The 22,491-nt window shown below is 60.9% G+C and carries 18 protein-coding genes; 15 read left to right on the top strand and 3 right to left on the bottom strand.

Going from position 1 to position 22,491, the window contains the following annotated elements:
• Positions 1-118: 118 nt before the first annotated feature.
• On the top strand, positions 119-1,195 hold the full coding sequence (locus KF712_15840; GenBank protein MBX3742458.1) for a hypothetical protein: 1,077 nt from the start codon (positions 119-121) through the stop codon (positions 1,193-1,195).
• Between the two features lie 113 nt (positions 1,196-1,308).
• Positions 1,309-1,464: a hypothetical protein gene (locus KF712_15835; GenBank protein MBX3742457.1), complete on the top strand. Its 156-nt coding sequence runs from the start codon at positions 1,309-1,311 to the stop codon at positions 1,462-1,464.
• Positions 1,465-1,876: 412 nt separating this feature from the next.
• On the opposite strand, the gene KF712_15830 is transcribed toward KF712_15835, so the two are convergent.
• Complete coding sequence (locus KF712_15830; GenBank protein MBX3742456.1) at positions 1,877-6,550, bottom strand: hypothetical protein; 4,674 nt, start codon at positions 6,548-6,550, stop codon at positions 1,877-1,879.
• A 194-nt stretch (positions 6,551-6,744) separates the two neighbouring features.
• Between KF712_15830 and KF712_15825 the strand changes: the two genes are divergently transcribed.
• Both KF712_15825 and KF712_15820 read left to right on the top strand, forming a co-directional pair.
• A complete protein-coding gene (locus tag KF712_15825) occupies positions 6,745-8,940 on the top strand; it encodes a hypothetical protein (GenBank protein ID MBX3742455.1) in 2,196 nt (731 codons plus the stop codon).
• Positions 8,918-9,547 (top strand): response regulator transcription factor, encoded by a 630-nt coding sequence (locus KF712_15820; GenBank protein ID MBX3742454.1) that lies wholly within the window; start codon positions 8,918-8,920, stop codon positions 9,545-9,547. The genes KF712_15825 and KF712_15820 overlap by 23 nt, the downstream gene beginning before the upstream one ends.
• A gap of 34 nt (positions 9,548-9,581) precedes the next feature.
• On the opposite strand, the gene KF712_15815 is transcribed toward KF712_15820, so the two are convergent.
• A complete protein-coding gene (locus KF712_15815) occupies positions 9,582-9,752 on the bottom strand; it encodes a hypothetical protein (protein MBX3742453.1) in 171 nt (56 codons plus the stop codon).
• Between the two features lie 127 nt (positions 9,753-9,879).
• Here KF712_15815 and KF712_15810 point away from each other — a divergent pair, with 127 nt between their 5' ends.
• The 10 genes from KF712_15810 (at position 9,880) to KF712_15765 (ending at position 19,123) form a co-directional block, all read left to right on the top strand.
• Positions 9,880-10,371, top strand: a complete 492-nt coding sequence (locus tag KF712_15810) for a hypothetical protein (GenBank protein MBX3742452.1) — start codon at positions 9,880-9,882, stop codon at positions 10,369-10,371.
• Positions 10,372-10,418: 47 nt separating this feature from the next.
• Entirely contained in the window at positions 10,419-13,184 is a 2,766-nt protein-coding gene (locus KF712_15805) for a DUF4040 domain-containing protein (GenBank protein ID MBX3742451.1), read from the top strand.
• Positions 13,185-13,189: 5 nt separating this feature from the next.
• On the top strand, positions 13,190-13,537 hold the full coding sequence (locus KF712_15800) for an NADH-quinone oxidoreductase subunit K (protein ID MBX3742450.1): 348 nt from the start codon (positions 13,190-13,192) through the stop codon (positions 13,535-13,537).
• Positions 13,538-13,580: 43 nt separating this feature from the next.
• Positions 13,581-15,008, top strand: coding sequence for a hypothetical protein (locus KF712_15795; GenBank protein ID MBX3742449.1), 1,428 nt, complete (start codon positions 13,581-13,583; stop codon positions 15,006-15,008).
• Positions 15,005-15,355: a Na+/H+ antiporter subunit E gene (locus KF712_15790; GenBank protein ID MBX3742448.1), complete on the top strand. Its 351-nt coding sequence runs from the start codon at positions 15,005-15,007 to the stop codon at positions 15,353-15,355. The genes KF712_15795 and KF712_15790 overlap by 4 nt, the downstream gene beginning before the upstream one ends.
• Complete coding sequence (locus KF712_15785) at positions 15,352-15,636, top strand: hypothetical protein (GenBank protein ID MBX3742447.1); 285 nt, start codon at positions 15,352-15,354, stop codon at positions 15,634-15,636. Before KF712_15790 ends, KF712_15785 begins: the two co-directional genes overlap by 4 nt.
• Complete coding sequence (mnhG, locus tag KF712_15780; protein MBX3742446.1) at positions 15,633-15,941, top strand: monovalent cation/H(+) antiporter subunit G; 309 nt, start codon at positions 15,633-15,635, stop codon at positions 15,939-15,941. The genes KF712_15785 and mnhG overlap by 4 nt, the downstream gene beginning before the upstream one ends.
• A gap of 75 nt (positions 15,942-16,016) precedes the next feature.
• Entirely contained in the window at positions 16,017-16,556 is a 540-nt protein-coding gene (locus tag KF712_15775) for a hypothetical protein (protein ID MBX3742445.1), read from the top strand.
• 107 nt (positions 16,557-16,663) lie between these two features.
• Positions 16,664-18,421: a hypothetical protein gene (locus KF712_15770; GenBank protein ID MBX3742444.1), complete on the top strand. Its 1,758-nt coding sequence runs from the start codon at positions 16,664-16,666 to the stop codon at positions 18,419-18,421.
• Between the two features lie 9 nt (positions 18,422-18,430).
• Positions 18,431-19,123 carry a TrkA family potassium uptake protein gene (locus KF712_15765; protein MBX3742443.1) on the top strand — a complete coding sequence of 231 codons (693 nt, stop codon included), beginning with the start codon at positions 18,431-18,433 and terminating at the stop codon, positions 19,121-19,123.
• A gap of 20 nt (positions 19,124-19,143) precedes the next feature.
• Here the strand turns inward: KF712_15765 and KF712_15760 are convergent, their stop codons facing one another.
• Entirely contained in the window at positions 19,144-21,798 is a 2,655-nt protein-coding gene (locus KF712_15760; GenBank protein MBX3742442.1) for a hypothetical protein, read from the bottom strand.
• Between the two features lie 170 nt (positions 21,799-21,968).
• Between KF712_15760 and KF712_15755 the strand changes: the two genes are divergently transcribed.
• On the top strand, positions 21,969-22,484 hold the full coding sequence (locus KF712_15755; GenBank protein ID MBX3742441.1) for a hypothetical protein: 516 nt from the start codon (positions 21,969-21,971) through the stop codon (positions 22,482-22,484).
• The last annotated feature ends 7 nt before the right edge of the window (positions 22,485-22,491 follow it).

The raw sequence follows: 22,491 nt of genomic DNA, 5'->3' as shown, positions 1-22,491 counted from the left end.
GTGCCGCATGAGGCAAGCCCGGCCGCCCGACGCTCCATCCAAGCGCGGCCGGGGCAACACAAGGTCGCCACGTTCTGAAAAGAAGTTCGTGGCGGCCTTTCCATTTTCCCACCAAACCATGAACCAACACACCACATTGTACTATACCGAAGGCTCATCCGACAAAGTGTATGAAGTCTTCATCGAACCGAAGGACGACGGATGCATCGTCCGCTTTGCCAACGGCCGTCGGGGAAGCACCCTGCAGACCGGAGTCAAAACCCCGAAATCCGTTTCCGCTGAAGAAGCCGTGAGAATCTTCGACGGGCTGGTGAAACAGAAGCTCGCCAAAGGCTACCGGGTTGGGGAATCCACCGGCGGTCATGTCTCCGTCGAACGGGAGGGAGAGGACAGCGGTATCCGCTGTCAGCTTCTCAATCCGGTCGATGAATCCGAAGTTGAGGGCCTTCTCCGTGACTCCCGCTGGTGCGCGCAGGAAAAGCTCGATGGACGCCGGATGCTGGTCCGCAGGACCGGCATCATCGTCACGGGTATCAATCGGCGTGGCCTGTTCATTCCGGTTCCTGCTTTCATCGCGGAAGCCGCGCTGGAGATCCCGTTCGATTTCCTGATCGACGGCGAGGCCATCGGGGACCGGTTCCATGCCTTCGACCTGCTGGAGTTCAGGGGAAAGGATCTCCGGGGCATTCCGTACATCGACCGGCTGACCTACATGCTCCGTTGGATCGACACCAGCGGCGGCATCGCCATGGTGTCGACCGCCCTCCTTTCCGACAACAAGCGCACCCTGTACCACCAGTTGAAGAAGCAGAATGCGGAGGGGATCGTCTTCAAAGACACCCGCGCGGCATACGTTGGCGGCCGTCCCGCCAGGGGCGGCGATCAGCTCAAGATGAAGTTCCACGCCACCGCATCGTTTATCGTCGGAGCGGTGCATCCGAAGAAGCGGAGCGTGGGCCTCGGGTTGATCGACAGGAAAGGTGACATCGTTTCCGCCGGGAACGTGACCATTCCTCCGAACCAAGCCATCCCGGAGACGGGAACGGTGGTGGAAGTGAGGTTCCTGTATGCCTTCCGTGAAAGCGGCTCGGTCTATCAGCCGGTCTATCTCGGACGCAGGGACGACATTGGGTTGAGCGAATGCGTCACGGCACAGCTCAAATACAAGCCCACCGCTGGGGAAGAAGCGGCGTGAGGGGAAATGCCGGAGGGCTCTGAAGGCCCTTTTGCATGCAAGCCATACCGCGCTCGCTCGCAGCAAATCTTGATCGGGGCAGGCCCGATCCAAACCAAACGAAACAACGAACCATGAAGAAGACAGCCATTGTCATCACCCTTGCCACCCTCGTCGCCGTCGGCATTGCCGCAGCCTTCTCCGTCAAATGCTCGTTCTGCAACGGCACCGGATGGAGGGGGCAGGTCCGCTGCACCTATTGCGGCGGAGACGGAGACATCGGAAGGTGATGCTCCTGCGCCCTGCCGGTCACCTTCATGGTGGCCGGCAGGGTCGTTGAACGGAGGATCCTTTTTTGCTGCGGGTCGGGCTTGTTTCTGCGTCGTTCTCCTCATCTGGCTCGTGGCGGCTCATTGGTGGCATCGAGTTTTGTCAGTGCGCTGGCGGATGAGTTGTTCATCACGGACGGAATGGAGGGCATGATTGGGAGGATTGTCGGTCACGGCGGCTGGCAGGAAATGAAGGATGACATCTTCTGAATGCGCGAGTGGTTCGAGCTACAGCTCCTCGTCAAATCGATACCCCACAGCACCGTGTAATGCGCCGATAAAGACTGCTCTGTGCCCCGACCCTAACCGGCCCCGGCTGGACCTGCGACCGGAAGCAGCCCACTAAATCGCGGGAAGAACCGAAAACTGTGAGCTACTCGTGGATGAGCAATCTCCAGAAGAGCTGGGAGGTGTCTTCCGTGGCAGGGGTGAGATAGAAGGAGTGGATGAGGGCATCGCCCTCGGCGAGGGGGGCACCGAGCGGATGGACCTGGGCGCTGCCGTTTCCGAAGATGAGGTTGGTGGTTGGTTGCACCTCAAAGGATAGGCCTTTCATATCGGCGGGGAGGCGGAAGGAAACGAGTTGATAGGTTTTTCCGTCCTCGATGCCCGGTGATGGCAATCCGTCGGCGGTATTGAGGGCGGTGATCTGCGCGGCGGTCTGCCGCGGATTTCCGGATGGATGGAGCACTTCGGTCTGGAGGACCACGGACTGGTTGGGATCAAGGCCGAAGAGGTATTTGAGGCCGTTGGCGACACCGTCGCCGGCAGGGTCGTCATTGAAGCCGTCTTCGCCGGGAGGGAAGGTGTATTGGCTTTTCCAAGAGGAGAATGTCGTTGTGGAGGCCGCGCCCGGGAGAGTCAGGGTCATGGCGGCGGAAAAAACGGTGGTGGTGCCATCCGTCACGGCCACGGTGTAGTTCGCGTCATCGGTCACGCCGACGGGGAAGATGGTGAGGGAGGAGTCGGTTTTTCCGGGAATGGGTTCGCCATTCTTTCTCCATTGGAAGGAGAGGTCTCCGCCGATGGCAGAGACGGCGAAGGTGACGGAGTCTCCCGGCTCGGCGTACGCGCCCTGGGTTTGGTGGGTGATGGCGAGCGCGGGTGCTCCGGGAAGCGGGCCGGAACCGGTGGTGAGACGGAGAATGCGCGGGGCGTTCGGGAAGCTGGTGGTGGTGATCCAACGTCCGGCATAGATCCGGGAGTGGGAAGGGTTGGCCTGAAGAAGCGAGAACGGATGTTGCGAGGGGGCGAAGTCGGCCTCCAGTTGCTGGCTCTCCATCATCAGAGCGGTGCCGGAGGCTTCGAACTGGGCGAGATTCTTGAGCAGGCCTTCGGGGAGGTAATCGGGGTTGTCGTAGTAGGAATAGCTTCCGCCAAACAGGAGGCTGTTGTCGGGAAGGATTTCGCTGGAATAGATCGTGCCGAAGTAAGTGTGGGCGGGATTCGTGGCGGAGTTCACCGTCGGCTCCAGAGTTCCGTCGGCATGAAATAGGGCAACCTGCCTGCGGGGGCTCTGGACGCTGTTGATGGTGACGATGCCGATGCCACCGGAAATAAGGAAACGTCCATCATCGAGAAGTTTCAGTTCCTTGACTCCGATGGAACCGGTGCCGAGGTCGGCCTTGGTGAAGGTTGGGTCCTGGGTTCCGGAGGAGGTGAGCCGGGTGGTGGTGAGGCGGCTGCTGTTGTTCTGGCCGACGGCGACCAGTTTGCCGTCGGGAAGAAGCTCCACTCCCCGTTGGATGAAATTGGAAATGCCGGTGGTGACAAGTTTTCCGTCGAAGGAGGCGTCGGGTGTTCCGTTGGCCTGGTAGCGGGCTATGTTGACCATGTTGTTGCCCGTGCCGGAGAACCGGTAGCCTGCCAGGACGATGCTGTCCTGGGAGTCGATGGCAAGGGAACCGACCTGGGCGTTCGCGGGGAATGGAATGTTGAAGGAGAAATCCGGATTTCCATTCGCATCGAGGAGAAGGATCCGGGTGGAGATGGGAAGGGAGGAGGATTGACCGTAGTTCACGGCGGCACTGAGGACGACGACGATGCGGCCGTCAGAGAGGAAACCGAAGTCTTCGACGGAGGCGTTGTAGAAGAAGTTTGATACAGATTCGCGCAGGAGCGGGAAGGTGAAGGATGTGTCGAGGGTGCCGTCGGCATTGAGACGCATGAGGCCGTGGCGGGTATCGCTCAGGTATGAGAACTGGCCTCCGACGAGGATTTTTCCGTCGGGATATTCGTGGATTTTCCGGATCTCGATGCCATTCGCGCTGTATCCCAGATAACTTCGGGTGAAGGATAAATTCAGGGCTGGAACACTGGCGTTATAAACGGTGTCCACAGAGAGGCCAGAGGCGACGTGGGCGATGGAAAGTGATGCGGGTGTGCTGAGAATATCTCCGTGGATGTTGGTGAGGCGTGCCTGGTAGAGGCCGGCGTTGTCGTTGGTGACGCCGGGGATGGTGAGGGTTGCTGAAGTTGCTCCGGAGATGGGCTGCCCGTTGTGGAACCACTGGATGGCGGTGGTATCGGGACTGCCCTGCACGGTGAAAGTGGCGTCCGCACCAGGTTTTTTCGTCAGGCTGAGGGGCGGGGTGACGACAAGCGGCTTTAGGTTGACGGACACGCCGGTGGCCTGCGTGACCACGGAGCCGAGGGAGTTGGTGATGAGGAGGTGGTATTGCCCGGCATCACTGCCACGGATGCCGGTGAGGGTGAGGTCCGGCGTATCCGCCCCGGAAACGCGCCCGCCATTCTCCAGCGGCAGGCCGTTGCGGAACCAGCGGTAGCTCAGGTCCGGATTCCCGATGACGCTGGCGCCGAGCTGGAGGACCGCATCCTGGGTGAGGGTGACGCTGGCCGGTGGATGGGAGGTGAGCACCGGATGGCCGACCTGGTTTCTCTCCGCTCGGATCACGGTGCTGTTGCCTCCGGCGATGAGGGCGAAATCCGGACCGGCGGACAGGCTGTTGAAGCGGACGGTGCCGCTGAAGTATTTCTCTTCCCAAGTGCTGCCGGGCAGACCGTCCGACACGAAGTAGGTGCCGAAGTTGTCCCGCCGGACGAAGAAGTTCCCATCAAGGAAAACGACGCTGTCATAGCCGCCGCCCTGCGTGAGGGTGGGACCGGTGGACCCGAGCGAGCCGGGATTGTCCCCGGTGTAGATGCGGCCATTGCCCGCGACGACGACCCAGCGGCCATTGCCGTAGGCGGCGGCGTTGAGGGTGGCGTTGCCGAGGCTGCCGCTGGTCCATGTCACCCCGTTGTCGAGCGAACGGTGGTAGCCTCCGCCGGTGCCGAGGGCGATCCACTGGCCGTTTCCGCCGACGATGGTGTGCGCGTTCCCGGGTGCCGGGCTGCCGGGGTTCGCATGCTGCCAGATGAAGCCATCGGTGGAGGTGAGGACGCGGCCCTGGCTGACGACGGCGAGAAGCGTGCTGCCGTCCGAGGCGGTGCGGAGGACGGATTCCGGCGGAGTGAGCCCGAGGTTCGCCGTGTGCCATAAGATCCCGTCGAGCGAGATCTGGTCCCCGCTGAGGAAGATGCCGTTGGCGAACGCGATGGACGATTTCGTGGGAGCCGGCGTCCAGTTCACCCCGTCCCGGGTGACGAAGCTGAGATTCGGCAGGTAGGTGTTGATCCCGTGGAGGATGTGGATGCCGTTGCCGTAGGTGACGCGGAGGTCATTCGAATTGAGCGGGAAATCCCCGGAGATGTCACTGGAGGTGATGGCTGTCCAGGCGAGTCCATCGATGGAGCGGCGGGTCAGGTAGTTCGATCCGGTGGTGATGCGCACCGAGCCGTGGTAAGCGACACCATTGGCGTTGGTGAGCGAGTCGCGGGTTCCCTCCGTCCAGTTCACGCCATCGACGGAGTGGTAGAATTTCGCGTTGGTGCCGCCGGGCGTGCGGGCGATGAAGCGCGCGCCATCGAAGCCGACGAAATCGAACGCGTCGGGATTCGCCCGGGCGGTGAAGTTCACGCCATCCGTGGAGGTGGAGCTGTAGCTGTAGGCGTTCACCAGATAGACACCGTTGCCGTAGGTCACGTGGTCCGGATTCGTATTGGTGAAGGAAGAGATCGTGCTGGTATCCGAGGCGGCCTCGGTGAAGGTGCTGCCATTGGTGGAATGGTGGATTTTGAAACGGTTCTGGCCGTAGGGCTTGGCGACGAGATAGAGGCGGCTGCCCATCGCGCGGAGGATGGGATTGGCAAGTGGCCCGATGAGATTCGCCTCATAAATGGGGGCTTCCCAGGAAGCTCCGGTGGCATCCGTGGAACGGGTGACGCCGCCGCCGATGTTGCCGATGTAGAAGCGGCCGTTGAAGAAGGTGACGGTGCTGATGTGGAGGTTGTAGATCTGGCCGATGCCGGAGGCGCGGGGCACCCAGGTCTCCAGGTCCGTGCTGGTGAGCAGCGTGTTGTTCTCGCCAACGGCGACGTAGGTGCCGGAACCGTAGGCGAGCGCCCTCATGGGGTGGACGCTGCCGGTGTGATGGCTCTGCCAGGTGAGACCGTCGTCTTCCGAAAAGTGGACCGCGCCATTCTTGCCGAGCACCACGAAACGGCTGCCATCGTGGATGATGGAGACGGTGTTGTGGAGGGCATTGGCCGGGTGGATGACCTTGAGATAGCCATCGAGCGAGGCATTCACGTCATAACCGCCAGTTTTCAGCTCGATGCGGGTGTGGGTGGTGGTGAGGCCGTTGGTGGTGGAGCCACTGCCGTGGAGCGTGCCGCCGGAGATGTTTCCGTCGGTGAGGTAAAGGCCGTTCGGCTGCACCCAGTTGATGGTGCCGGCGGAATCGACAGTGCCGGTGATTCCCCCGCCCTGGAGAGTGATGGATCCGTCGTTGGCGACTTCAGCAATGACGGTGCCGTTGGCGGTTTCCGGCTGGGTGACGGCTCCTTCAAGACGGATATAGGAGTAGCCGATGTAGGTGCCCTGATAGGCGGCCTGGCCGAATGAAGGGCTACCCAGCGCGAACAGCAGGAAGGCGGTCAATGCCAGGCGGACGGATGACAAGGGGGAAGTGGGGTGGCGATGCATGGCTGGTCAGGTGGTGGAGCGTCTCCATAGCCATGCCGGGATCATGGTGCGGGAGGCGGAATGTCCGTTTCCGGTTGTTGTTTACTGGTCCGGAATGATACACATCCGGCCCTGGCGCGGAATCCCCTGAACGGAGGATGTTCATATCCCCAGCACGCTGGGATACTCCCGATCGATTTCCATAACATCCAGACATGACTTCGCCTCCCCCTCCGTCCCTCCGTTCCGATGGGCTGCCTCCGGCGGCCGTGATGTCCGCGGCGGTGGCGGTGGGGTTGGCGGTGATGGGGGTGGTGCTCCTGCTGGCGCATGCGCAACCATGGCTGGGCCTGTCCCTGCTGCCGGCGGCGGAAGGGGGAGTGGTCGTAGTGGAAAGCACCGGTCCGGCCGCCGGCATCCCGGAGGGTGCCAGAATCCGTGCGATTGCCGGGAATGACCGCGGAATCGAACTGAAGGCCTTGGACCTAGTGATCGAGCCGGATGGGAGCATGGGCGACTACCAGACATACCGGGAGTTTCTTTCCCGGCAGGATCGGTTGGCGGAAATCCTGGAGTCCGGGGAGGTCCGCCTGACGACAGCGGACGGCGGGGTGGAGACCTTGGTTCCCGATCACCGGGGGAGGCCGTTCACCTCCTTTCCTGCGGTTTTCTGGGTGCAACTGGTGGTGGGGCTGGTGGCGTGGCTGGTATCCGCCACGGTGTTCGCCTTCCGTCCGAAGGACGCTGCGGCCCGCTACCTGTTGCTGAGCGGTGCGGCGACCCTTTTGTTTTCCCCTGCGGCGGCCATCTACAGCACGCGGGAGCTGGCCCTGGATGGCACCTTGTTCCATTGGGCGGGGGATCTGAATTTCTTCGGCGGCAGCCTGTTCATCGCCAGCTTCATCGCGCTGCTGCTGCACTACCCGCGACCGCTCGGCCCCAAGTGGGCGGGGGTGCTGGTGGTGGCGCTGTTTGTGGGCTGGTTCGTGGCCCAGCAAGTGGGGACTTTCGAGTCGATGACCTTTGCCCGGCGTTTCCTGGTGGTGGTGGGTGTGTGCATGACCTTCATCCTCGCAGGCATCCACTGGTTCCGGACCAGCCGCACGCCCGTCGAGCGGGCGGCGCTCCAATGGTTCCTGCTGTCGTGGATGTTGGGAACCAGCGTGTTCGTCCTGTTCATCCTGCTGCCACAGTTGTTCGGTGTGGATACCTCCCCGCTGCAGGGGTATGCGTTCCTGCTTTTCCTGCTGGTGTATGGCGGGCTGGCCTTCGGCATCCTGCGCTACCGCTTGTTCGAGCTGGGTGTCTGGTGGCGGCGCATCGCGGTGTGGACGCTGACGGTACTGCTGCTGGTCGTCTTGGACATGCTGTTCCTGCTGGGCCTGCGGATGTCACCGGGCATGTCGCTGAGCCTGACGCTGCTGGTCTGCGGCGTTGTCTGGCTCCCGTTGCGGACATGGATGTGGCAGCGCATGCGGGGGACGCAGGATACCCACCCGGCGGAGTGGTTCGGGCGTGTGATGGACGTCGCCCTGGCCCCGTCGGAAGACGCGCGCGACGACCGCTGGCGGAGGCTGCTGGAGGAGATCTTTTCGCCTCTGGGTATGGAAGCGGAGGAACTGGGACGGCCTGCGGTGGCGGTCGGGGATGACGGGCTTTCCATGTCCGTGCCAGCCGCGGGGGGACTGCCCTGCCTCAGGCTCAAATTCGCCTCAGGGGGACGGCGCCTGTTTTCACCCAAGGACGCCACCCTCGCCGGTGAGCTGGTGAGAAGTCTGGAACACGCCATCGCCAGTAGGTCCGCCTATGAATCCGGCGTGGCGGAGGAACGGAGCCGGATCGCCCGCGACATCCACGACAACATCGGGGCGCAGCTCCTCGCCGCGCTGCACAGCGACACCACGGAGCGGAAAGATGTCAGGATTCGCGAGACACTGGAGGATCTCCGGGCGGTGATCAACGACTCCCCGGCGGAAGCACTGACATTGGATGAGGCTTTCGCCGAGCTGCGGATGGAGTCCGCCGAGCGTCTCACCGCGGCGGAAATTGAACTACGCTGGGAGGGAAGCGGCTGCGACCACACGATGCTGGACTCTTCCACCGTCCACGCACTACGCTCGATCTTACGGGAGGCGGTCAGCAATGTGATTCGCCATTCCGGGGCCCGGCAGACTTTGGTTAAAGTATCCAGCGGGGACGGCTCCCTGCAACTCCGAATCGAAGACGACGGAGACGGCTGCCAAGCCTCCGCTGCCACGCGTGGCAGTGGACTGTCGAACATGCGGGCACGGCTGGCGCGGCTCGGCGGTTCCCTGGAAATCATTAGACCGGATCAGGGTACACGGCTTTCCATACAAATCCCTTTTCCCGGAGTGAAACAAGGACGCTATGAAGCAGATACTGATCGTTGAAGACGTGGCGGAGACGCGACATTGGCTCGCCGGAGTGGTGAGGATTGCTTTCAGCGAATGTACCATCCAAGAGGCGGCGACGGTGGACGCCGCGCGGGAGCTTTGGAACAGAACCGTTTTCGACCTCGCGCTCATCGACCTGGGGCTGCCCGACGGTTCCGGCCTTGATGTGTTGCGATCTCTCCGCGAGGTCTCCCCTTCCACGCTCTGCGTGATCACCACCGTCGTCGGGGACAATTCCCACATAATCTCGGCTCTGTCGGCCGGTGCGCAAGGGTATCTTCTCAAGCAGCAGCCTGCCGATCAGTTGAGCCGTCAATTGGTCCAGCTCCACGAGGGCATACCCGCTCTTTCTCCGTCGATCGCACGCCGGATCATGGAACATTTCCGCATGACCGGTCCAGTGGAGGACGACGATTCCGGGTTGAGTGAGCGTGAGAAGCAGACTCTCTCGCTCATCGCACGAGGATTCCGCAATGCCGATGTGGCGGAGAATCTCGGAATCGCTGAATCGACCGTGGCTTCCCATATCAAGTCGATCTATCGAAAGCTTGGCATTTCCACTCGCGCCGAGGCGAGCTGGCACGCTACGCGACTCGGTCTTTGATCTCTCTGGCGTGAGAGTGTAGGGCGGCGGGCAATCAGGTCTGCGGTTCCGGGAGTGAACTGCGTGCGAAGCGAGGGTGGGATTCGACAGGAAGATTCGTGAGATAGATCCGTTGGTTGCAGCGGACGAGTTCCGGGTTGATGACGTTGATCTGGTTCAGGAGGAGACTGTGGCCGGCTTCGTGGTGAGCACGGATGGTCGCCAATACCGATTGGGTGGTTTATGTTGACGGGTTCCTTCTCCAATGATCAAGTGCCTCGGGTTTCTTCGCCCTCACGGCGATGATAGTGTTCCGGTGGTAGGGTCGCCACTGATGGCTGTGCTGTGCTATCATGAACCCCTTAGACCATCTCCTTTTGGCTCCCGCCGCGATTCTGACTGTAGTCAGCGGTATCTTTCTGATTCGCGAGTCGATCGCTCGCAAAGCTCCCTCCAGCTCGATTTGCATACTTAAATCAAGGACCTTGGGGGCGCTGGCGTTCGTTGCTTCGTTGCTGGTTATCGGGTTCGTCTGCTCTTACTTGTGGACGGAGTCCGGTGTCCCGTCTGCCATAGCAGTCTTTTTTTTCTATGCCGCTGCAATGGCATACGGACATCGGCTGATCCGGAACCAGTTTTTGTGGCAGTGTCTGATCAATGCGACGGTTGGCGCGTGGCTGGTCTGGTTCGTGTGCCGTGACGGCCATGTTTCCGGCAAGGACGCATTTCTGCTTGGCGGCTTGGGAACATGGGTCGTCAGCTCCTTGATCGTAGTTTTGAAGAAACCTTCCATTCCACCCGCCCTTTCGGAAATCACTGGCGGAACTGGACCTAGAGGCCAATGAAGGGAGACCTGATTTCAGCGCCAACTCTGTTTTAATCTGCCGCTTGTATGGAATGGTACCTTGTTGGTATGATGGCGATTGTCGCCGGGGCAGTTACATGGCCCTGGCTTGCCGCGAGGCATTCGGTTGCCGCCGGATGGTTGTCCGCGATTGTCCCAGCAGCGATGTTCGTGTGGCTGGCCATGCAGGCAGCACCTATAGCAGCAGGAGATCTTCCAGAATGGACGGGGCACTGGGTCCCGCAGATGGACGTTTCATTAGGCTTCAGGATGGATGGCCCCGGTTTGTTGCTCTCGATGCTCGTGACAGGAATTGGGTCGCTGATTCTGATTTACGGGGGAGGTTACCTCAAAGGCTCGATCCAATCGCCGTCGTTCTTCGTTTTTGTCCAGTTGTTCATGTTGGCGATGCTGGGGGTAGCATCCTCCGACAATCTTCTGGTGCTGTTTGTTTTCTGGGAATTGACCAGTATCGCCAGCTACCTGCTGATCGGGCTTTCCCACCAGGAGGAGGCTGCCAGAAAAGCGGCGCTCCGTGCGCTGCTTGTGACAGGTACGGGTGGCCTTGCGCTACTCGCGGGCATCCTTCTGGTGGCTTCGGTGGGAGGGTCATTCAGCCTCGCAGAGCTACAGGAAAGGGGGGAGCTGGTCCGCAGCAGCCCCTATTACACCGGGATCTTCGCTCTTATAGCGCTGGGAGCCTTCACCAAGTCCGCCCAAGTGCCTTTCCATTTCTGGCTGCCTGACGCGATGGCAGCTCCGACACCGGTGAGCGCCTACCTTCACTCAGCGACGATGGTGAAGGCAGGGGTATTCCTGTTGGCGAAGTTTTTCCCCATTCTGGGTGGGACGGTGCTATGGCATGACACCCTCACTTTCGTGGGCGTGGTGACCATGCTGGCAGGCGGGTTGTTCGCGCTCGCCCAGACGGATCTGAAGCGGCTGCTGGCCTATTCGACGATGAGCGCGCTTGGAACGCTCGTCATGTTGCTGGGGATGGGGACCGAGTTGGCGATCAAAGCAGCCATGGTATTTTTGGTTGTTCACGCTCTCTACAAGGCTCCGTTGTTCATGATCGCTGGTGTTGTGGACAAGGCGACAGGCACCCGGAACATCACGTTGCTGCAAGGGCTGGGGAAACCGCTTCCCATGCTTTCTTTCGCCGCCGCATTGGCCGCATTCTCAATGTCAGGGCTTCCGCCATTCATTGGGTTCATTGGCAAGGAGCTTCTCTATGAGGCGGAACTCCAGGCGACCCATTTTGCGATTTTGCTCACCACCTTGGGTTTCGCGGCGAATGCGGTGAATGTCGCGGTAGCTCTGAAGGTGGGAATTTCTCCATTCAGAAAGCGTGGCGAGATGCCTGAAGTCAATCCGAAGGCGCGCAAGTCCGCCCTGCTGATCGGTCCGTTGCTGCTCGCGGTGGCAGGGGCGGTCGTCGGGCTTTTTCCCGGTCTTCTCGGGAGGGGCCTTGTCGATCCCGCGGTCCGGGACATCGTAGGCCATCCGGTGGAATCAGGTCTAAAACTGTGGCATGGGTTCAGCCTGCTGTTGGCGATCAGCGGTGTTACGGTCGTGGCAGGGGTGTTTCTTTACGTGTTCCGGGACAAGGTGAGGGCGGTCATCGGCCTGGGTCTCCAACGCATTCCTCTGAAGGCTTCGGAGCTGTTTGATCACGGCGTCCATTCGACGATCGGAGCGGCCGGATCCATCACGCGGTTTTTTCAGCACGGCAATCTCCGCCTTTATCTGGTAGTGGTGATTCTTTGTCTCTCATCCCTGATAACTGCGGCATTGTGGGGCAGCGCTTGGGCTGGCTTCCCCCAAAGCGGCCCGGTGAGGTTGTTGCCGCTCGGTGTCGCGGTGTTGATGGTGTTTGCCGGTGTCGTTGCGATCCGGTCCAGATCAACAGTGATGGCGGTTTTGGCCATGGGTGGGGTGGGCTACGGAGTGGCACTTGTATTCGCTCTCGTTGGTGCTCCGGACCTGGCTCTCACGCAGGTGCTAGTGGAGACACTCACGCTGGTGCTTTTCGCGTTGGTGATACGGCAACTGCCGCCGATCCAGTCTGTCGCCCGCTCCTCCGTGAGGCGGAGAAGATGGGACTTCATCATCGCGCTGGCCGGGGGACTGGCAATCACCGTAGCCTTGCTTGCCGTGAGGACCAGCCCGATGCCGGACGAACTCAGGGTTTCTGCCGAAATGTCGGAACGCAGCTATCCGGAAGCTTTCGGCAGGAATGTGGTGAACGTGATTCTGGTGGACTTCCGGGCGCTGGATACGTTGGGCGAAATCTGCGTGCTGGCCATCGCTTCAATCGGGGTCGCGGGATTGCTGCTTGGCAGCGGACGCCGCAATGCGGAAGCGGAGCTGGCGGTGGCGACACCCCTGTTCCGAACGGCTGTCACCTGGATGACCCCGCTGTTGATCTTCATGTCGGTGCTGCTGCTTTTCCGAGGACACAACGAGCCCGGAGGTGGGTTCATCGGTGGTCTGGTGGCGGGGGCCGGATTGGTGTTGAAACGCTTGGCTCAAGCTGACAGGCCTGTCCACGGAGCCAGAACCCCTCTGCTGTTCATCGCGGGAGGGGTGGCGGCTGCACTGGCAAGCGTCCTGCCATCCTTGTTTTCCCGGTTGCCGTTCATGCAGGGTGTATGGATCGGAAGCCTGTGGCTGCCATTTGTGGGCAAGACGAAATTCGGCACTCCGTTCCTGTTCGACTGTGGGGTGTATCTGGTCGTGGTGGGGGTCTCCCTGCTCATCCTGACGAGATTGATCCGTTCGGAAAATCCCAAGCCTTTGGCAAAATCATAAAGTTCATGGAAACCATCATCATTCTTCTCACCGGGTTCCTTTTTACCTGCGGGTTCTACCTCATGCTGCGCAGGAATTTCACCCGCATGCTCATTGGCGTGCTTTTTTTGAGTCAGGCGGCGAACCTCGTTATTCTGGTGCTGCCCGGGTTGGGGCCGGGAGTTTCAGCGATTGTCAGAGAGGGAGCCACCCGTCCACCGGCGGGCACTCCGGATCCGCTGCCACAGGCGCTCATCCTCACCGCCATCGTCATTGGCTTCGGGGTGATCGCCTTCGCCATCGTGTTGCTGAAGAAAGCCCATCACGATCTCAAGACGGACGATCTGGACCGTCTCGTGGAAACCGACGTCTGAAATGATGCATCCGTTTCCATTGTATCTCTGTTTGCTGATTCCGATGGCCGCCGCCATCGTCCAGATCCTGTTGATGGGGAGGGGACGTGCGCAACGCGCGGTATCCGTCATCGCCACTGGACTGCTGGCCGTGGCTGGTTGTATGCTTGTCGCTGCTGTGAAAGGTGAGGGCGCAGTCCGACTGGATGTCGGGGGGTGGACCGCGCCCGTCGGTATCCGACTTCAGGCGGACATGCTGTCCGCGCTGATGATCGCGATCACCGGAATCATCGGATTTTGTGGTGCCGTTCATGGCATCGGGGAAGTGCCTGCAGGTGATGAGAGGAGGGGGTATCAGCCGCTCTACCAGTTCCTGCTCTTCGGGGTGTGCGGTTCATTTCTCACCAATGACCTTTTCAATCTCTACGTCTGGTTCGAGGTGATGCTTCTCTCTTCCTTCGCGTTGCTCGCTTTGGGCGGAGGCAAAGGCCAGATCGAGGGGGCGGTGAAATATGTGGTGCTCAATATCGTCGCTTCGCTGGTTTTCCTGATCGGGGCCGGAGTTTTATATGCTACCTTGGGGACACTGAATTTCGGCGACATAGCCACCAGGATCTCGCAGGGCCTAGGTTCGCAGGCGGGGATCCGGCTGTCGGCGGTGCTGCTCATGCTCGCTTTCGCCGTGAAGGCGGGGATGTTTCCCCTTTATGCTTGGCTTCCCTCATCGTACCACACCCCTCGGCACACCGTATCGGCGGTGTTCGCGGGACTGCTCACAAAGGTCGGGGTCTACGCGCTGATCAGAACATTCGGGGCTGCGTTCGTCACGGAGCGTGAATTCATCCTGCCGATCCTGTGGTGGGCTTCTTTGCTTACAATGGTCGTGGGGGTGCTGGGGGCCGCCAGCCAATTCCACACGCGGCGTATTCTGTCATTCCACATCATCAGCCAGATCGGCTACATGACCCTGGGGTTGGCTCTGGGCACCGCTGGTGCGATTTCCGCCACGATCTTCTACATCATCCATCACATCATCGTGAAATCGAACTTGTTCTTCGCCGCCTCGGTGATCGACCGGTTGGGTGGAGGGGAAGACCTGAAGAAAACTGGAGGACTCTACAGGAAAGCTCCCTGGCTGGCGGTGCTGTTTCTGATCCCCGCACTGTCGCTGGGGGGCATCCCTCCGTTTTCGGGGTTCTGGGCCAAGCTGGCCCTGTTGAAGGAACTTTTCCATTCCCAAGCATGGTTTGCCGGGGCGGTGGCCCTGGCGGTGGGTATCCTCACGCTGTTTTCGATGACGAAGATCTGGGCGGAGGCATTTTGGAAAGACCGACCGGTTGACGCCGGAGAAGTTAGAACCGTCGGCATCGCCCACATTCTTCCGATGGGTATTCTCGCCGCCGCCACGATCGCAATCAGCATCCATCCGTCCTTGCTGTTCGAACTCGCGGATATTGCCGCCCGACAACTAACCAACCCGTCAGCTCCATGAGCTATCTCTGGAAAAGAACGATATTGAGAGTCCCAGCATTGGTCCGGTTCCTGCCGATCTACTTGCGGGAGATGACCCTCTCCAACCTACGTGTGGCGGTGGACGCTTTCCGTAGGAATCCCCGCTTTACTCCTGGATTCGTCGAAGTGTCGGTAAAGGGATATGATCCGATCCAACAATGGGAGGCAGCCTGCCTGATTTCGATGACACCGGGAACGCTGACGATTGATCTAGAGGATGCCTCCGGAGTCCTGCTCGTCCACGCGCTTTACATGACCTCCCCGGACCGGACACGGAGTGAGCTGGAGACGCTGATCCACCAAGCCTTGGGAAAACCGCGACCATGATCCCAGATCTCGTTCTCAACCTTTTCGACGGGATGCTGTTCGTCTCGCTGGCTTTGTGCGTCTTCCGGATGGCGGCGGGACCAACCGCCGCGGACCGCATGGTCGCGATCGACCTTCTCGGCTTGTTGGCAGCGGTGCTGATGGTTTCGCATGCCATCCGCACCGGCGATGAGGCGATCCTCGATGTGGTAGTGGTCTTCTCCGTGATCGCCTTCTTCGGGACCGTGGCCTTGGGCAGGTATCTCCAGCGCGAAACCGACGAACCGAAAGATCCCGAATGATGACGATGCTTGCTTCCGCTTTTATCCTGATAGGGGGTTTTTTCGCGTTGGTCGCGGCTCTCGGGGTATTCCGGTTTTCCGACTTCTATGCCAGGGTTCATGCAGCAACCAAGGCCAGTACCTTCGGATTTGGATTCACCCTGCTCGCCGCCGCTTCGGTGCTGGGAACCGCTTCCGCGTGGTTCAAGGCGGCGTTGGCACTTGCGTTCCTGTTCATCACCTTGCCGGTGGCCGCCCATCTGCTGTCCAGATCGGTGAAATCGTCACCCAAACAGATTTCTCCAGGCGATCAGGATCCCACGTAGGGAGGCGGGCTTGAAGGAAAGTCGAAGCAAAGAAAAGTCATGACAAAACCGCCCGCGTTTAGCCAAACTCATACGATGAATCCACTGGTCATGAGAAAAAAGGCAATTACGGTCTGCCTCCTGCTATCACTTGCAGCCGTTGCTGTCGGAGCGGAAACATTGGAAGATCTCAAGACCGAACGTCGTGAAATCAACAGGGCGATCCGAAAAGCCGTGCCCGATGCCACCAAGATCGACCCCGCACTTGCGGAACTACAACGTGCTTCCCTTGCTGCGAACAAGGCCCTGAACGAAGGGATGGAAGCACATCCTGGACTCAGCACCCTCAACGCGGAAATCAAACAAGTCTTCGATTCGATGGCGAAAGCCGTGGCAGCCAACGATGCGGCGGCAAAGCAAGCCGCTCAGGAGAAAAATTCCGAACTCCGGACTCGCCGCGACGAACAAGCCTCCAAAATCCCCGAATTGGCGGAGTTGATTGCTGCCAATACCGCAGCAAGCACCGCTTACTTCCAGCGGGAAAGGGAAGTCATCGCCTCCCACCCTGCCACCAAAGATCTCGCCGCCCGTCTCACGGAAATTAACGCGGCCATTCAACAGGAGGGGAAAAAGTGATGGGCTTCGAGCTTTTGCACTGCGGCGGGAGGCAGGTTCCGACAGGGGGACGCTGGAGCTGAACTCGTCTTGTGCAGCCGCGTGTCCCTTGGCTAGGGTTCTGCTACATGGACGAATTCGATGGGCAGGACGAAACACCGGCTTCGGTGAAGATTTGCAGGAAATGGCTGCATCCTCTGTTCGCCCTTGCCTCGTCCATTTGCTTGTTGGGCATCGTCGGTTGGACGGGTGAGGTCACTGACTGGCAGCATTGGCTGACTGTTTTTACAGGCATTGCGTTCGCGGTCGAGCGGGGCTGGGTGTTCCGCCAGATGCGCCACTCACACGCCGAAAAGCGCCGCCTGGCCTACCATGTGGGTTTGGCGGGGATCGTGCTGGCGGGGATCATCTTGCTGTTTCTCTCCCGGCATGGGGGCTGGAGCGTAGGAAATCACCTCTTCATCCAGATCGTGGTGCTTGCCTCCGGCCTGGCCTCGTTGATCCACTATCAGGGCAGGTTCACGGCGCGCGCATTCCATCCTGGATTGGTTCTGATCGCATCTTTCTTCCTCATCATCGTGGCAGGCACGCTCTTGCTGAAAATGCCCCGGTGCACGGTGGCCGGAGAGAGCTGCTCGTGGCTTGACGCCGCATTCACCAGCACCAGCGCCGTCTGCGTGACCGGGTTGGCCGTTCAGAACACGGCGACTTACTTTTCATTCACCGGACAGCTTGTCATCCTGTTCCTGATCCAGGTGGGTGGCCTTGGCATCATGACCCTGACTTTTTTCGCTGCGGTCGTTCTGTTCGAAGGTCTCTCCATGCATGACCGGCTCTTGCTTGGCCGGATGCTTCAGGAAAACCGTCTTGCGAGGGTAGGCCACACCCTCGCATTTATCGTGATCATGACCTTTGTGTGCGAGGGCGTGGGAGCAGCGGTGCTCTATTCCTCGTTGGGGGCGATCGCGGATCCGGGAGACCGGTTGTTCCAAGCCATCTTCCACTCGGTTTCAGCGTTCTGCAATGCGGGCTTCTCCACGCTGCCTGACGGCTTGGCGGATTCATTGGTGCGGGACAATGTTCTCTGCCAAGTGGGCATCATGGCGCTGATCATCGTAGGCGGGTTGGGCGCATTGACCAACGAGGACCTCACCCAGTGGACCGTGGCGAAGTTCCGGAGATGGAAAAACAAAGAGCGCATGAAGTACCGCCTGAGAGTCCAGTCCAGGCTGGTGCTTGCTGTCACCGCCGTGCTGATCACCGGCGGAGCGGTGATGATTCTGGTCACGGAGTATCTGCTCTGGAACGGACCGGAAAACGGCGGGCGCGTCCTGGCCGCCTTCTTTCATTCGGTGACGGCGCGGACGGCGGGATTCAACGTGGTGCCCATGTCAGGTATCAGTGTCCTCACAATCCAGGTGACCATCGTCCTGATGCTGATCGGAGGTTCCCCCGGTGGAACGGCCGGCGGGCTGCGGACCACGACGGTCGTCGTCGCGCTGGGTCACCTGTGGTTGCAGCTCCGCGGAAGCTCCCGGGGGATGGTGGTGTTCAACAGAACCATTCCCGCGGAGACCGGCTCGCGCGCACTCGGACTGGTGTTTCTAGCGATCCTGTGGCTCGCTGTGAATTTCGTGTTCCTGCAGCACCTGGAAAGAGGATCCGGACATTCGGAAACACGTCTGCTTTTCGAACTCGTCAGCGCTTTCGCCACGGTCGGGCTTTCGATCGATCTCACCCCTTCGCTCACGGAGGGGAGCAAGTGCCTCATCATCCTCAACATGTTCGTCGGCAGAATCGGTCTGCTCACGGTATTGGCGACACTCATCCGGCCGGACCAGCGGCCCGCCTCCGGCAAGCCCGGCGAAAACATCCTCCTCATCTGACAATCACCTATGAAATTCTGCATCATCGGCCTCGGCAATTTCGGCACTCAGCTTGCACGCCAACTCGGGCGTGACGGACATGAAATCGTGGCCGTCGACAATGATCCAGCCCACATTCATGCGCTCAAGGATGAGATCGAATACATCGTCCGGGCAGACTGCACGGACATCGCCGCGTTCCATGAGATCCCGGTTGATGCTTGTGACGCGGTAATCCTTGCCATCGGTGAGGATTTCGAGGCTTCCCTCTCCATCGCAGCCAATCTTCAGCAACTCGGAGCGAAAAGGATTATCAGCAGGATCATCAACCCGCTCCACGGAAGGCTCTTGAAGCTGCTCAAGATCGATGAACTGATGATTCCGGAAGCGATGGCAGCCGCGTGGTTGGCACGCTCGCTCAAAACTCCGGATCTGATCGACAGCCTGGATCTGGGAGGTGGCTACGAGATCGCCCAGATCATGGCTCCTCCGTCGCTGTTGGGTAAGACCCTGCAGGACGCGGAGCTGCGATCCAGATATGATCTGAATCTCGTCACCATCGGGAAGTCCCGCGGAGCCGCCGCGCTCAGTTCCGTCCGCCAACCCATCAGCAAGGTTCTCGGCATCCCCCGGCCGGACCGACCGTTCGAGGAAGACGATGTTTTGGTCTTGTTCGGGCTGGGGAAAAATCTGCGGAAGATGGTCAGGGACCATCATCCATGACCGCAGGCGTTCACGCTGGATCAGTGCAGGAGGTCGCGGGCGGTTGATTCGCTATCGGAGAACCCGAGCGAGCGGGCGAGGTCGCGGGCTTCGCGGCGGGTGGAGAGGGCAGCGTCGCATTTCCCGAGGAGTTCGAGGGCACGGGCGCGGGTGAGGAGGTTGTCGGTGTGGAAAACTTTCCAGCCGTTGAGCGAGCTTTGTTCGCAGGCTTCGTGGGTGTGGAGGTCGATGGAGGTCAGGAGGGATGGATCGGCGCGGGAGTGATATTGGGCGATGGCGGATTTGGCGCGATAGAGGGGGACGATTCCGATTTGTTCGAGGAGCGGGATGGAGCGGAGTTGTTCGGCGTTTCCGGCTAGGCTTTTCCCCAGGGTGACAAGGTCGTTGGTCCGGATGAGGAATTCCCAGTAGGTGGATAGCAACTGCGGAGGGAGTTCCGGGTGCTGGCCGGAGCGGTAGCGTTTCAGGGCGTATTGGAAGAGATTTCGTGCGCGATGGAGGCGTCCTTCAAGGGTGTGGACGAGAGCGAGATGACAGATGGGGGCGAGGAGGACGTGGTCGGGTGCGTCGCGGTCGCCGACGAGGCGGGCGAGTCCGGCGGCGGGGGCGAGGGCCTTCCGGGCGTCGGCGTAGCGGCGCTGGCGGATGCGGATGTAGCCGAGGACGACGGAGGCCTGGAGGGCGTGGTGGGGGCGGGTGGAGAGGAGGGAGCGCTTGAGGGCGCGGCGGATGACGCGTTCGCTTTCTTCCATGCGCTCGACCATGAAGAGGCTGAAGCCGGCGGAGGCCTGGACGATGGGGTGGGCTTCGGGGGGGAGGTCGGGGTGGAGTTTTTCGAAGGGGGTTTCCCAGAAGGAGGCCCAGGCGCGGAGGCAGAGGTGGAATTCGCCGAGGTGGGCGGTGAGGTGGTATTCGCGGCCGGAGCGCATGATGCGCTTCCAGGCAATTTCCCTCCAGCATTCGGCCATGCGTCCGGCTTCGCGGCCGTGGAAGAAGGAGCGGAGGAGGGCTTCGTATTGGGCGGCGTTTTCCGGGTGGTGGTGGATGGAGGGATCCGAGATGATTTTCTCGTAGAGGCGGGAGTGGGCGGAGCGGTAGTTGGCAGGTTGGGTGGCTTTGAAGCGGTCGCGGAAGTAGCGGGCGACGAGGGGGTGGCACTCGAGTGAGGCGGTTCCTGCGGTGAGGAGTCCGCTGGAGGCGAGGTCGGCGGCGATGGCGCGGAGCTGGGGGAGGGAGGCGATGACGGCGGTGCCGAAGGAGAGGCCCGGGGTGTGAAAGATGAGGTCGGAAAGCTCGTCGAGGGTGACCTTGCGGTCGAAGAGGCTGAGGAGGTGGATGAGGGTTTCGTGGGCGGTGCCTTTCAGCCGTTCGGTATGTTCGGCCATGAGGAGGCGGGCGTGGGAGCCGGGGCCGCCGTCTTCGTGGAGGACGATGGGGTCTTCGGCCAGGCAGCGGGCACTGCCGCCGTGAGCTTTGCTGAGGTAGATGCCGATGAGGGAGAGGGTGAGCGGGTGGCCTTGGCTGAGGTCGCCGAGCCGCCGGAGGTCGGCTTGTGAGCCGGTGATGCCGTGATTTTTCAGGAGGCCGATGCGAGCGGCGTGAGCGAGGGGGCCGAGCGGGAGGTGGGTGTCCGGGCCGAGGACGGGGAGAGTGAGGCGGGTGCAGAGGATGCAGCATCCGGCTCCTGCGGTGGCCATTTCGTGGAGGAAACCTTTTAGGGCGGGATCGTGCGGATGGCCGGTGGAGGGGCCGGTGGTGATCTGGAGGGTTTCGACTCCGTCGAGGATGACGAGCGCGGATTTTCCGATGAGGGCCTTGGCGGCGGTTCGGCCGCGTTGGTAGGCGCTCTGGCCGGGTGGGGACGGGTCGCCGAGGAAGCGGATGAGCTCGCCGAAGCATTCGTCGGCGGCCATGGTGTGGTCGGCGGCTCGGCTTTGTTCCGAGAACGACCAGCCGAAAATCCGGGGAAACGGGTGGGTTTCCGATTCGAGCAGGCGATTGAGCCAGGTGACGACTAACGAGGTTTTGCCGGAGCCGCCGGGGGCTTCGAGGACGATGAGGCGGTGGGAACGGGTGCGGGAGTCGAGTTCGGCGAGCTCGGCGGTGCGGCCGACGAGCGCGTCTTTGCTATTGGGGAAGCGGCCAAGCTCGACTTGGGGGGCGACCGGCGTGGCGGAGGCGGCGAAGGATGGCCATGCCTTTGATAGATCCGCGATGAGGTGCCGGATCAGGTCGTCTCCGGCGGGTTGTGAGTTGGCGAGAATGACGAGATTCTCAACGGGGAGGCGGTCTTTTTCGATGGCGATCCGCTTGTGCGGCAGTCCGTCGGGGCCGATGCCGGCGTTGAGGCAGGAGAGGATGGCTTTCAGGTGGCAGACGCCCTCGGCGGTGGTGAACGGTATGGCAGCCGCGCTGCGCTCGGGGTGGTCGAGGAGGTGATAGAGTGTCTGGACGGGTGAGTTTTTATTGCCGTCCATGCAGTCGGAGTTCCGCGGGTCCACCTTGTAGCGGAGGAGGAGCAGGCAGAGCGCACGCATCGCCTTGGTCCAGGCAAAGGGGCGACCGGCGCGACCGTAGCGGTCGGCACGAATGGACTCGATGGCGGGATCGCCGTCGCGTGGGCAGAATGTGACTTTTTCGAGTGTCCACGAGTCTCCCGTCCGAAAGTAGGACATTTCCAAACGGGCCTGATTCATCAGCCATATGCTGCCGGACTCCAGTGATACAGGGCAAGGATCATCGGATAAAATACCCCGGCGGGGAGAGTCGTTCCGGAAAACAGTTCCGGAAGACAACGAATGGTGGAGGAGGATTCAATGATCCGCCCCTATGTGGGAATTTTGATATGAAAATGCGACTAACAGGTGCGGTTTGGGGATTGGTGACGCTGGTGGGGCTGGTTTCGTGTGGGGAGCAGCGGGATGCGGGCGATGGCGGGGCAAAGGCCGGAGATGTGCGGACTGCGGAAGGCCCGGGCGAGGTTCTGCAGGAGCTGCTGGAGCAGAAGCTCGGAGCTACCAATGTGACGGTGCATTTTTCCGATGAGAATCAGGTGATACTCAACTGCGACCAGCCGGGGGAACCGGCGAAGCGCACGTGGTTGCTGTCGTATCGGGGATACAAGGTGCCGGAAGGAAATAGTGAGGAGGTGCCGGGGCTAGGGCAGTCGGCGACGTGGGCGAACGAGCGTGACATCGGACTGGTGGTGAAGGTGGATGCAGAGCGGTCGTTTTGCCTGGTGACGTATCGGAATGATTCGATGACCGATGTGGTGGCGGCGCACAAAGACGAGGAGCGAGGCGGGAGATGGAGGAAAGAGGCCATCGAGATCGGGCGGGAGATCACGGGGAAGCTTCGTTGAAAGGAGA

It is taken from the genome of Akkermansiaceae bacterium, assembly GCA_019634595.1.
Lineage (GTDB): Bacteria > Verrucomicrobiota > Verrucomicrobiia > Verrucomicrobiales > Akkermansiaceae > Luteolibacter.
The sequence above is the reverse complement of the archived record's forward strand: the minus strand, read 5'-3'. Positions and strand labels throughout refer to the sequence as shown.